Raw genomic sequence first — 12,340 nt, forward strand, 5'->3', positions numbered from 1 at the left:
GAAAACGCGCGGGCGGCGTCGTGCGCACGACGCCGCCCGCGTCTTCGTTTTCCGCGGCCTTCCGCGGCTTTCAGCGGCGGCGGGCGTCGGTGAAGACGCCGATGCCGTTCGCTACGGCGCGCTCTTCGCCGTCAGATGGGACGTTGCGGACGTCGGTCTCGTCGCCGTCGCGGGTGACGACCGCGGACGAGCCGCCGCCGTCGAGGTTCACCGCGTCGTCGGCGCCGACGTCCTCCAGGAGGGACGCCAGCTCGGCGACCGTGACCCCGGCGCTCTCGGCGGAGCGTCCGTCGACCACGACGAGCTGCATGCGGCGGCCGTCGCGGCTCACCCCGGCGGCCGTGCGCGGGGCCGGGCCCTTCGGGTCGAGGCCCTGGAGCGGCTCGCCGTCCCGCAGGATCGGGAACCCGCCCACCGCGAAGCGGTAGCGGGCGGCGAACTGGTAGTCGACCTTCACCTTGTCGCCGGGACGGAGGCGGCGCAGGTCGTCCGCGCCCTTCTCGCGCCCGACCAGCACGACCGTGTCGGCGGGGATCGCGCCCGCGCCGACCTCGTCCGCCACCGCCGTCACGACGCCCCGCCGGACGGTGACCTCCGCCGCGTTCGTGGTGCACGGGGCATTGCGGGCGGTGTCCGTCCCGCAGACCGCGCGCCGCCGCGACACCGCGCCCCAGGCGGCGGTGAACGCGCCCGCGCTGCCGACCGGTATTGCGTACTGGTTGAGGCCGCGCAGCGGCAGCTCGACGGCTTTCCTCCTCCTGCCGCCGTCGGTGCGGACGACGCCGGTCAGGTGCAGGCGCTCCACGCGGGCGCGGCCGTCGGCGTCGATCCCGACGACGTCCTCGGCGGACGTGCCGGGCGGCAGCGCCGGACCGAACCGCTGGCCGTCCGGCACCGCGCCCTTGAGCGGCCGTCCGCCGTCCACCTCCGGGCCGGACGACGAGCCGGTCGGCGGCACCCCGGGATGCGTCTCGCTGATGTTGAAGAAGTCGCCGTTGATCCCGGCGACGGCCTGCTGGGCCTGCGCCATCTCCGACACCGTCTGCCGCTGCGCGATCGAGGGCGGGTGCAGCAGGCCCACGCGGACACCTGGGCCGCGCAGGTCCACGTTCACGAGGTAGCCGACCACCGGGCCGCCTACGCCGGTCGTCTCGAACGTCCGGAACTCCACGCCGGGAGCCCGGCGGCTCGACGACGTGAACCGCAGCGTCCCGACCCGGCCGGACGGGGGCAGCGCCCGCGCCCGCGCGTCCGGCCGCTCGCCCGACCCGGCGCCGTCCCCGCCCGGCGATGGCGGCGGGCCCGCGGACGCCGGGACGACCCCGGCCACGACGACTCCCGCGGCGACCACCCCGACCAGCACTCTTCGCACAGCGACGCTCCTCTCAACGGGTAACCGGCCCGCTGATCATGACGCGCGGCGAATTAAGGCAGGGCGTTCTGCGGCTCAACAAATTTCGAAGTTCGGGTTGCCCCGGTCACGGGACGCGCGCGACCCCGCAGAAGGCGTCCAGCGCGGGCGGCTCGCCGAACGGGGACGGCTCGGGACGCCACCGCGACACCGTGACCACGCCCGGCTCCAGCAGTTCCAGGCCCGTGAAGTAGCCGGTGATCCGCTCGGGGGAGCGCAGGTTGTAGGCGATGCCCCCGGCCTGGACGTACCGGGTGATCGCGCGGACGCGGGCGCTCTCGTCGACGCCGTCCGCGCCGGGCGTCCCGATCACGTCGGTGCCGTCGTTGATCACGACGTGGCTGCCCGGGGCGAGCGCCGCGACGAGGCGGCCGAGCACGCCCTCCGGGTCCTCCTCGTCGGTGAGGTGGCCGAGGATGCCGAGCAGCAGCAGCGCCACCGGCTCGTCGAAGTCGAGGGTCTCGGCGGCCTTCGCGAGGATCGCGTCCGGGTCGCGGATGTCGGCGTCCACGTAGGCCGTGGCGCCCTCCGGCGTGGACGTGAGCAGCGCGCGGGCGTGGACGAGCACGAGCGGATCGTTGTCGACGTAGACGATGCGGGCGTCGGGCGCGACGCGCTGCGCCACCTCGTGCGTGTTGTCGACGGTCGGGAGGCCGGTGCCGACGTCCAGGAACTGCCGCACCCCCGCCTCGCCCGCCAGGTACCGGACGGCGCGGCCGAGGAAGGCCCGCGAATGGCGCGCGATGTCGACCTGACCAGGGAAGATGCTGACGAAATCGTCCCCGACCTCACGGTCGACGGGGTAGTTGTCCTTGCCGCCCAGCCAATGATTCCAGATCCGTGCGGAATGCGGGACGGACGTGTCGATCTCCGAATGCCCCGTCATGAGGGTCCCTCCAACGCGGGGGAAGTCGTGGACGCCGCGAGTTTCCCACGGCCGGAAGATCTTCGCGAGATACACTGCGGCCGGGTGGGACGTTCCACCCGGCCGACCCTGGAGCGTGGTCCGCTCAGGTCATGTGGACCTTGGTCCGGTGGACGGTCTGCGCAGAGGTCATGTGAACCTGCTGCGCCGCGCCCGCGTGACCCGCGGGCAGCACCACGGTGGCCGCGACGATCGTGGCCGCCAGCAGAAGACGTTTCGCCATCGAAAAAAGGTCTCCCAATCCATATTTAAGTCGCCGGGTGAACCCGTGCACTGGCACGCCAGATTACTCCGTCTCATCACCCCGTGTCCGGCAAAGCGGGCATCTGTTGGTAAGGAGGCTTGTCGGAGCCTTGGCGGAACTGGTCCCTTTTGTCTAGGTGCCGGTGATCTCGTCGGGATCCGCGAGACGTCCACGGAGGTCGTCGGCGGGGAGGCCGATGGACTCGAACACCCGGACCGCGTCGCGCCAGTGCTCGTGGGCGGCGTCCTGGCCCTGCACGTGCAGCAACGCCGTGCCGAGCCCCTCCAGCGCCTTGCCTATCTCGAACGGCACTCCGATTTCGGTCGCCAGGGCGTGCGCCCGCCGGAGATGGTCGACGGCCGCCGGATACCGGCCGGACGCCGCAAGAGTTTCGCCCAGATGGCGGAGCGCGAGGGTCTCCTCATAACGTTCGCTGATCGCACGTGAAATGACTAACGCGCGCTCGTGGTGAATGAGCGCCTCGCGAAATCGGCCGATATTGTGCAGGGTCGCGCCGATGCCGATCAGCGTCTCGACCGAACTGCGCTTGTCACCGATCTCCATGGAGATGGCGAGCGCCTTCCGGTAATTCAGCAGCGCGGGCTCGGGCTCGTCGGTGTGCCGGTGCACGTTGGCCATATTGATCAGGGAGATGGCTTGATGCTGGCGGCCGAGTTCGGCCGCGGCGGCGGCCGTCCGCTCGTAGTAGTCGACCGCCCGGTCGACGTCGCCCATGCGGAGCAGCAACTCGCCCATGTTGTTCAGCGCCATCGTCCGGCCGCGCGGGTCGTCCAACTCGGTGAACATGTCGATCGCGCGCAGCCGCAGCCGCTCCGCCTCCCGGTGCTCGCCGGTGTATTCGAGGAAGATCGCGGTGTGGTCGAGGCTGCGCGCCTCGCCGTGCCGGTCACCCACGGAACGGCGGATGTCCAGCGCCTCGCGGCAGCGCTCCAGTGCCTCGGGGAAACGCGACAGGTGCCAGTGGACCAGGCTCAGATGGCCGAGGACGTCGGCCTCGCCGTGCCGGTCGCCGACGGCGCGGTGGATCGCCAGCGCCTCCTCGGCGTCGTCCCGCGCGGCGCCGTACTCGCCGCAGCGGAACCGGACGAGGCTGCGGTCGGCGAGCGCGCGGGCGGTGCCGGGCGCGTCGTCCAGGCCGCGCAGCGCGGCGATCGCGCGGGTGTGCAGGCGCGCCGCCGCGTCCCAGAGGCCGCGCGACTCCAGGTGCCCGGCGAGGGCGTGGGCGAGCCCGGCGACGTGCGCCGGCAGGCCGCCGCGCTCGGCCTCGGCGGCGGCGTTCAGCAGGCAGTCGTGCTCGGCGGTGAGCCAGGCCGCGGCCTGCGCCTCGTCCTCGAAAGCGGGGAGCTCGGGGGCCGGGTAGCGGATCAGGACGCGGCCCGCCCGCCGCTGCGGGGACAGCAGCCGGTCCGCCCGGTCCGCCGCCGCGAGGTAGTGGTCGAGGATCCGGTGGACGGTCCGGCGCCGCTCGTCCTCGGCGTCGACGTCGCGCGCGAGCCGCCGCGCATAGTCCTGGACGAGGTCGTGGAAGCGATACCTGCCGCTGACCGGCTCGGTGATCAGATGCCGGTCGAGCAGTTCCTCCAGCACCCGCTCCGCCTCCCGGACGGGACGGCCGAGCGCCGCCGCCGCGGCGGCCACCGTCAGGTCCGGCCCGGGATGCAGCCCGAACGCCCGGAACGCCTCGCGGAGCTGCGGCGGCAGCCCGCGGTAGGAGACCTCGAACACGGCCGTGATCTCGTGGTTCTCGACGCGCAGCTCGTCCAGCCGCCGGTCGCCGGGGCCGAGCCGGGCGAGCAGGTCGCCGACGCTCCACGCGCGGCGGTGCCGCAGCCTGCTCGCCGCCATCCGGACCGCGAGCGGCAGCCGCCCGCAGCGCCCGACGACGGCGGCGAGGTCGGCGTCGGCGCCCTCCAGTCCCGGCCCGGCGATGGTCATGAACAGCGCGATCGCGTCCCGGACGGGCAGCACCTCCAGCGACAGCGGGACCGAGTCGTGCAGCCCGGTCAGCCGCCGCCTGCTGGTCACGACCACCAGGCACCCGGCGGACGCGGGCAGCAGCGGCCGCACCTGCTCGTGGCCCGCGGCGTCGTCCAGGACGAGGAGCAGCCGCCCGCCCGCGAGCCGCGACCGCCACAGCGCGGACCGCTCGTCCAGCGAGCGCGGGACGCGCGTCGCGGGCACCCCGATCATGCGCAGCAGCGTGTCCAGCGCGGCGGCCGCCTCGACCGGCTCCTGCCGGGCGTCGTGCGCGTGCAGTTCCAGGAAGAGGGCGCCGTCCGGGAATTGGTCCGCCAGCCGGTGCGCCAACCGGACGGCCAGCGCGGTCTTTCCCACTCCGGGCATTCCGTCAATGGCGATTACGGTCGTCACCGAACCCGTGGGCGGCACCGCGTAATCCGGTTCGCGGACGGTCGGCGCCTCGTCCATGAGGCGTCGCAGCTCTTCCTCTCGGCCGACGAAGGAACCCTGGTCGGTCGGCAGATTGTGCGGACGCTGATCGACGTTCAACTGCGTCCTCGGAACGCGCAGCAGCGCCGGATCATTGCGCAGAATCTTTTGCTGCAATTCCTGTAACGCGGGCCCGGTGTCGGTGCCGAACTCCTCGACGTTGCGGTCGTGGGCGGCGCGGTAGACGTCCAGGGCCTCGGCGGGGCGCCCGCACCGGTAGAGCGCGACCATGAGCCGCTCGGCCGGCCGCTCGTCCAGCGGGAACCGCTCGGCCAGCTCGGCCAGCTCCTGGACGAGGTCGGAATGGTTGCCGCGGTACAGCTCCATGTCGATCCGCTCGATCGCGGCGGCCAGGTACTCCTCCTCCAGGGTCTGCCGGGTCCGCTCCGCCCAGTCGCCGGTCAGGTCGGCGAGCGGCGCGGCCCGCCACAGCTCGGCCGCGCGGCGGTGGTGGTCGAGGGCGTACTCGTCGTCGCCGCTCTCGGCGATGGCCCTGGCCTGGACGCGCAGCGACCGGAACAGGTGCAGGTCGACGGACTCGTCCGGCACGTCGATCAGGTAGGCGCCCTGCCGGGACACCAGCGCGGCGCCGTCGACGTCCGCGAGCCGCCCCCGCAGCCGGGCCATGTAGGTGTAGAGGCCCTGCTTGGCCTTGGCGGGCGGGCGGTCGCCCCACACGCGCCGGATGAGGGAGTCGGCGGGCACCGGCTGCCGCGGGCTCAGCAGCAGGACGGCGAGGACGCACCGTTCCTTCGTCGTTCCGAGGTCGCGCCGTCGGCCGTCTGTCCACAGCTCAACGGGGCCTATCACGCGGAACTCCACAGGTGCCCCTTTGTGGAAATCTCCTCCTGAGCCGATTTTTGCATCATCCGTCCGCAATGGCCAGGCCCGAGCACGCCTCACATGGCCACCATGGGACGGACAACTTACCAAGTCAGGACGATTGCAAGTTTTCGTCAAGTTCCCCGATCGACACTCGAATGCGGAGGGCAGGTCATTTCGATCTGCGACGGAGGAGAGCGGGTTCCCGCATCCAAGGTCAAAGGGGGTTCATTGGCAAGGATGTCCGGCTTCGAATGGCGTCGGGCGCTGACCGGCGTCGACCCCGGCTGGTGGGGCGGCCCGGGCGACCGGCGCACAGTGCTGATCATGGTGGGCGCGCCCGTGCCCGGGCAGCCCGCCCTCGACGTGGCGCGGCTCGCGGCCGCGGACCCGCGGCTGCGCGTGGTGTGCGCGGCGGCTCCCGGGCCGTCCGCCGCCGCCGTGGAGGCGATGCTCCGGGACGCGGGCACCGCGCCGCTGTCCCGGCGGGACGCCGAGGGCGGCGGCTTCGGCCTCGCCGTGACCGCGTCGCCGGAGGCGGCCGGGGCGGGTGCCCCGCTGGCCGTCCGGCCCGGCACGCCGCAGCCCGTCCCGGGCGGGGCGGGGGCCGTGTACGCGTGGGCGCACGACCTGGACCGTCCGGTCCGGGGCGCGGCGTCGGTCGTGGTCGGCGACGCCACGCACGACCGGCTGGTGGCGAGCCTGCCGCTGCGCGACTTCTACCGGCGGGCGCTCGGCGTGGGGGAGCGCGCCCGGCTCGCCGTGGTCGCGCTTCCGGACGCGACGCTTCCCTGCGCGGGCGGGCGCTGCCGGTCGGGGGACGTCGCGCGGCGGCTGGACGTCGTGCGCCGCCTGCTCGGCGGGGCCGCGTCCGGCTACCACGTGCTGGGGGTTCCAGAGCCCGGCCCCGGCGCCTGGGACGCCGGGGTCGCCGGGCTGGCCGCCCACCTGCGGGACGGCCTGCGGCTCCTGCCGCCGGACGCGGACTGGCGCGCAGCGCTCGTCGCCGCCGACTGGATCGTCGGCGCGCCGGGCCCGGTCACCCGGTACGGGACGCTCGTCGGCGTCCCCGTCCTGCTCGACGACGCCGGCCCGGGCACGGGGGAGGAGTGGGACGGCGCCGTCCGGCTCGTCCCGGACCGCCCGGTCGCCGTGCAACTCGCCGAGGCGGCCGCGCGGTGGCGGCCGGAGCGCGTCCGGCCGGTCGCGGAGCGGATCACGTCCGCGCCCGGACGGTTCGACCGCAACATGCGCCGCCTGATGTACGGGCTGCTGCGGCTCCCGCAGCCCGCCACCATCCCGGTCGCGGATCCGGTGCCGCCGCCGTACCGCATCGAGACCGTGTTCGCCCCGTCCGTTCCGTCCACTCCGTCCACTCCGTCCACGCGGGTGTGCCCGGCGGGCCGCCCGAGCCACGCCTGCCAGAGAGGTTGAGCATGGACTGCACGATGGACGCCTGGGCGTCCGGTCCCTTCGGTTTGGATGCGCGGCGCGGATCGACGCTGCCCGCGCGGCGCACGGTCCTCGCGGTCGCGCACCACCTGACGGCCGCGACCCGGCTGTCGGACGTCCTGCCGCTGTTGGAGAGCGACCGCAGGCTGGCCGTCGCCTACACGGCCGCGCCCGCGTCGCCGTTCACCGGCGGCCTGGACGAGTTCCTCCGCGACCTCGGCGGGTTCGTCATGCCCTGGTCGCAGGCCGTCCGGTCGCGCTTCGACCTCGTGGTCGCGGCGAGCCACGGCATGCTGGAGAACCTGCACGCCCCGGTGCTGACCGTGCCGCACGGCTCCGGCCCCGGCAAGCTGCTCGGACGGCGTCCCGGCCTCGGCCCGCCCGCGGAGCGGCCCGTCACGGGGCTGATCCGGGAACGGCTCGTCGTCGCCGGACGGGTGGTGCCGTCGTCGGTCGTCCTGCCGCACGACCGGCACCTGCTCGGCCTCGCCCGCGAGTGCCCGGAGGCGCTGCCGGTCGCGTTCGTCGGCGGCGACCCGTGCCTCGACCGGCTGGTGGCGAGCGTGCCGTACCGGGACGTGTACCGCAGGGCGCTCGGCGTCCGGCCGGACCAGTGCCTCGTGTTCGTCAGCTCGACCTGGTGCCCCGACTCGCTGCTCGGCGGCGACCCGGAGCGGCTGTACCGGATCGCCGCGGAGCTGCCGCGCGACAGGTACCAGGTCGTCGCCGCGCTCCACCCGCACATCTGGACGTGGCACGGCAGGCGGCAGATCCTGTCGTGGTACGCGGACTGCCGGCGGCTCGGCGTCCGGCTGCTCCCGCCCGAAGAGGGCTGGCGGGCCGCGCTGGTCGCCGCCGACCGGGTGATCGGCGACCATGGCTCGGTCACGTGCTACGGCGCGGCTCTCGGCGTCCCGGCGCTGCTCGGCGCCTTCCCCGAGGACAGCGTCGCGCCCGGCTCCCACGTCGCCCGGCTCGGCGCGGTCGCGCCGCGCCTCGACTGGGACGAGCCGCTCGCGCCGCAGGTGGACGACGCCGTCCACGCCTACGGGCCGCTGGTGCACGAGGCGCTCCGGCACGACATCAGCTCGCGTCCCGGGCAGGCCGCCCGGCTCATCCGAGGGGAGATGTACCGGCTGTTACGGCTGCCGGACCGGGACCGCCCGCCCGACGTGACCCCGGTCCCGATGCCGGGCTCGGTGCCCTTCCCCGCGCTGCGGGCGGCGTGATGGGCGCGGACGTCGCGCTCGTCCGCGCCTGGGACGACCCTGCCGGGCTCAATGCCCGGCGGGGCTCCGGCGCGGAGGGCGTCCTGATCGACGCCGCCGGGGCGGTCCCGCTGTTCGTGAACCTGCGGCGCTCGCCGGTCGGCGACGCCACGCGGCCGGACGGGACGGCGGCCGACGAGCATCTCGTGGCCGGGCCCGGCGTGACGTCGTGGGCCTGGCTGTCGTGCGCGGACGTGATCGTCCGCCGTCCGGGCGGCGGCGGTCCCGGGGACTTCCCGGGGTGCCTGGTGCTCGCCGTCACCTCGCCTCGGGGCTGCCTCCTCGCGGTGCGCGGGTGGCGGGCGCGGCTCATCCTCGTCGCCGGCGGCGCGTGCGGCGACGACGACGCGGCGCGCTGCGCGTCCGCCCTGCACCTGTGGGCGTGCTCGGGCCGTCCGCTGGACGCGCTGGCCGGGGCGCGGCTCACCGTCGTCCGCGGTCGGGCGCCGGAGGGGCGGGCGGCGTCTCGGCGAGCCGCCGCCTGACGGCCTCCGTCTGCGGCGAGCCGAGCCTGGCGTAGATCGCGAGGGCGCGTTCGAGGTCGCGGCGCTCGGCCGTCGCGTCGCCCCGGCGCGCCGCCACGACGGCGAGGTCGAGCAGCGCGTCGGCCTCCACGTGCGGCGCGCCCGCCGCGCGGGAGATCTCCAGCGCGCCGCGCAGCGCGTGCGCGGCCTCGTCCAGCCGTCCGGCGCCGAGCCGCGCCCTGCCGAGGCAGGTCAGCGTGCGGGCGCGGTGGTACGGCTCGTCCAGTTCGGTGAAGGTGGCGAGGACGTCGGTCAGCGTCTCGATCGCGGCGTCGTGCCGTCCGGCCGCGCTGAGCGCCTCGCCGAGGTGCCGCCGCATCAGCGCGACGCCGCGCGGCCGGTCCAGCGCGGCGTGCACGTCGCGGGCCGCGCCGAACAGCTCGGCCGCGCCGGACGGGTCGCCGGTCGCGAGCATCGCGTTGCCGAGCCCTTCGAGGGCGGACGCCTCGCCGAGCCGGTGCCCGGTCGCCCGCTCCAGCTCCAGCGCCGCCTCGAAGCACGGCCGGGCGGCGGCGGTGTCGCGCAGGTTGAGGTGGGCCGTGCCGAGCCCTTCGAGCATCCGCGCCTCGGCCCGCCGGTCGCCGCACGCGGCGGCGGCGTCCCGGCCGAGCTCGTGCATCCGGATCCACGACCGGTAGTGCTTGCGCTGGACGAACAGCGGCCACATCGCCTCGCAGAGCTGCCACGCCATCGCGTGCAGCCCGCCGTCGTGCGCCGCGCGGGCCACCGCGGACAGGTTCTGGTGCTCGCGTTCGAGCCAGTCGACGGCCTCCCGGCGGTCGGGGAAGACGTCCTCGCGGCGGACGGCCCCGTAGCGGGGGCCGAGGTGCCAGCGGCCGGGCAGCAGCGCGAGGTCGGCGGCGACCGCCGTCGTCAGGTACCAGTCGGCGAGCCGCGCGAACGCGGCCGCGCGGTCCGGCTCCGCGCCCGGCTCGCGCGCCTTGTCCCGCGCGTGCAAACGGACGAGGTCGTGGAAGCGGTACCGCTCGTCGGCGTCCTCCAGCAGGAGGCTCGCCTCGACGAGGCCCTGCAGCAGCTCCCGCGCGGCCTCCGCGCCGCGGTCGATCAGCGACGCCGCCGCGGCCAGTCCGAGGTCGGGTCCCGGATGGACGCTGAGCAGCCGGTACGCCCGCGCGTGCGGATCGTCGAGGGCCTGGTAGGAGGCGTTGAACACGGCGTTCACGGAGATGTCGTCCTCACCGGCGCGCAGCGCCGCCAGCCGGCGCGCCTCGTCGTCGAGTTCCGCGACCGCGCGGGCGATCGGCCAGCGCCGCCGGGCGGCGAGCCGGGCCCCGGACGCGCAGACCGCGAGCGGCAGCGTCCCGCACAGCGCGACGAGCGACCGGGCCTGCTCGCGCTCCGCGCCGATCCGGTCCGGGCCGATCAGGCGCTCCAGCAGCTCCAGGGCGCCCTGCGTGCCGAGCGGCGGGACGTCGAGGAACCGCGCGCCGTCCACCACCAGCCCGGACAGCCGCCGCCGCGACGTCACCACGACCAGCGAGGGGCCCGCGCCGGGCAGCAGCGGCCTGACCTGCGCCGCCGACACCGCGTTGTCGAGCATCACGATCAGGCGGCGGCCGCTGGTCAGCGACCTGAACAGGGCGGCCTGCTCGTCCACGCCGGTCGGCGTGCTCTCCGCGCCGGCGCCGAGCGCCCGCAGGAAGCGGCCGAGCGGCTCGTCCGGCGGCAGCGGCTCGGCGCCCGAGAAGCCGCGCAGGTCGACGAACAACTGGGCGTCGTAGTCGGCCTTCACCTCGTGCAGCCAGGCCAGCGCGAGCGTCGTCTTGCCGACGCCGCCGGGGCCGTTGACCACCACGAGGCCGGTGCCCTCCGAGAGCGCCCGCAATTCCGCCAATTCGTCGTGCCGGTTCGCGAACAATCCGGGGGCCGGGAGTTGCGCGGGCGTCGGAAGCGACGCCGGACGGCCCGTGGTGATATGCACGCCGCCCGTGACGGAACCGGCCTGGACGCTGGAGCCCGCTATTGTCCCGGTGAGCTCGTTGGCGCGGATTTCCGGTTCGTCGGGAGACTGCACGATCCCATCCATCCCATCAGCGTCCGCTCGGCATCGGACCGCCTCGTCCGCACCTTACCCGCTGATAGCGCGGCCGGAATTAAAGCATGCATGAATTGGTTTATTTGGCCAGTAAGAATGGCGGTCATGCGCCCCGGTCAGGCGCCCGTCGGGGCCCGCTCAGGCTTCCGCGTTCAGGCCGTAGCGGGACTGGTCGCAGGGCCGGGGCGCCTCCGGGCCGTCCCGGCCGAGCCGCAGCATCCGGGACACGCGGACGGTGCGGAACTCGCGTCCCCGCACGACGATCCGGTGCCCGCTCGCGGCCCGCACCCCGGCGGCGAGCGCCTCCCACTCGGCCACCTCGTCGGCGGACGGCGGGTCGCCCTGGAACTCGCGCAGCCTCGGCAGCAGGTCGGTGAAGTGCCGGGCGAGCCGGTCGACGGCCTCGTGCGGGGCGTCCCCGCCGGTGATCGGGGACCAGGCGTCGCCCGCCACCTCCACCACGACGAACGTCGGCGGGAGCAGCACGACGCCGGGGTGCGTGCGGATCGCGTGCCGCGCCTCGGTGCGCACCTCGTCCGGGACGGTCCCCGCGACCGGCATGTACCCGACGAGGTTCAGCCGCAGCTGCGCCTCCCACTGCCCGCACGGCGCGGCCGGGTCGAGCGGGTGGCCGCGCAGCAGGCCGTCGGCGGCGAGGTCGGCGTCGGTGGCGCGCGGCGGCTCCATCACCCGGTCGCCGATCAGCATGAACTTCTCCGCACGGACGACCCGGTAGCGGCGCGGGCCGATCTCCCACTCGTCCTTCGCGAGCTGGTCGCCCTCCTCGGGGTCGAGCCGCGCGGCGGCGGCCCCCATCGCCTGGGCGGTGCCGGGGTCGGGCTCGTCGGCGGCGGCCGTCCGGAGGTCGAAGGCGAGGCCGTATCTGGCCGAGGACGGGTCGTCCGAGCCGAGCGACCCGATCCGCCACTCCCCGTCCTCCTGCACGGCGTGCCCGAACTCGGGGGACCCGGCGGGGAGCAGCTTCGGGTATTCCAGAATTCGCTCGCCGAGCTCCCGGTCGCGCACCGCCGCGACCGGATCGAGCGCGGCCACGACATTGATGTGGTCGTACCCGTGCATGAGCGGGAAGGTCATGCCCCGCATCCTGGCCGTCCGCGCCCGTTCCCCGCATGATTTTCCGTATATCGCGAGCCCGGCTTGCCCCATTT

9 protein-coding genes are annotated in these 12,340 nt (G+C 74.7%); 3 read left to right on the forward strand and 6 right to left on the reverse strand.

All coding sequences use genetic code 11. The annotated features are described in order from the left end of the window. Positions 1 to 70: 70 nt before the first annotated feature. From FXF65_RS05485 to FXF65_RS05495, 4 genes are all read right to left on the reverse strand, one after another. The gene (locus FXF65_RS05485; protein ID WP_148348604.1) at positions 71 to 1,372 is read right to left on the reverse strand and encodes a phosphodiester glycosidase family protein; all 1,302 of its coding nucleotides are present in this window, start codon (positions 1,370 to 1,372) and stop codon (positions 71 to 73) included. A 106-nt stretch (positions 1,373 to 1,478) separates the two neighbouring features. Next, on the reverse strand, positions 1,479 to 2,297 hold the full coding sequence (locus FXF65_RS05490) for an SAM-dependent methyltransferase (protein ID WP_148348605.1): 819 nt from the start codon (positions 2,295 to 2,297) through the stop codon (positions 1,479 to 1,481). Between the two features lie 124 nt (positions 2,298 to 2,421). Beyond that, positions 2,422 to 2,559, reverse strand: coding sequence for a hypothetical protein (locus FXF65_RS43515; RefSeq protein WP_187412107.1), 138 nt, complete (start codon positions 2,557 to 2,559; stop codon positions 2,422 to 2,424). 153 nt (positions 2,560 to 2,712) lie between these two features. Beyond that, the gene (locus tag FXF65_RS05495; protein WP_148348606.1) at positions 2,713 to 5,871 is read right to left on the reverse strand and encodes an AfsR/SARP family transcriptional regulator; all 3,159 of its coding nucleotides are present in this window, start codon (positions 5,869 to 5,871) and stop codon (positions 2,713 to 2,715) included. A gap of 240 nt (positions 5,872 to 6,111) precedes the next feature. On the opposite strand from FXF65_RS05495, the gene FXF65_RS05500 reads away from it, so the two are divergent. The 3 genes from FXF65_RS05500 to FXF65_RS05510 are packed head-to-tail and all read left to right on the forward strand — an operon-like array spanning position 6,112 to position 9,076. Continuing rightward, entirely contained in the window at positions 6,112 to 7,305 is a 1,194-nt protein-coding gene (locus FXF65_RS05500) for a hypothetical protein (protein ID WP_148348607.1), read from the forward strand. Positions 7,306 to 7,307: 2 nt separating this feature from the next. After that, positions 7,308 to 8,552 (forward strand): hypothetical protein, encoded by a 1,245-nt coding sequence (locus FXF65_RS05505; protein WP_148348608.1) that lies wholly within the window; start codon positions 7,308 to 7,310, stop codon positions 8,550 to 8,552. Next, the gene (locus FXF65_RS05510; RefSeq protein WP_148348609.1) at positions 8,552 to 9,076 is read left to right on the forward strand and encodes a hypothetical protein; all 525 of its coding nucleotides are present in this window, start codon (positions 8,552 to 8,554) and stop codon (positions 9,074 to 9,076) included. Before FXF65_RS05505 ends, FXF65_RS05510 begins: the two co-directional genes overlap by 1 nt. On the opposite strand, the gene FXF65_RS05515 is transcribed toward FXF65_RS05510, so the two are convergent. After that, positions 9,015 to 11,150 (reverse strand): ATP-binding protein, encoded by a 2,136-nt coding sequence (locus FXF65_RS05515; RefSeq protein WP_187412109.1) that lies wholly within the window; start codon positions 11,148 to 11,150, stop codon positions 9,015 to 9,017. The genes FXF65_RS05510 and FXF65_RS05515 overlap by 62 nt on opposite strands. A 159-nt stretch (positions 11,151 to 11,309) precedes the next feature. Then, positions 11,310 to 12,266 (reverse strand): DUF5954 family protein, encoded by a 957-nt coding sequence (locus tag FXF65_RS05520; RefSeq protein WP_148348611.1) that lies wholly within the window; start codon positions 12,264 to 12,266, stop codon positions 11,310 to 11,312. Between the last annotated feature and the right edge of the window lie 74 nt (positions 12,267 to 12,340).

It is taken from the genome of Actinomadura syzygii (assembly GCF_008085905.1).
Taxonomy (GTDB): Bacteria; Actinomycetota; Actinomycetes; order Streptosporangiales; family Streptosporangiaceae; genus Spirillospora; species Spirillospora syzygii.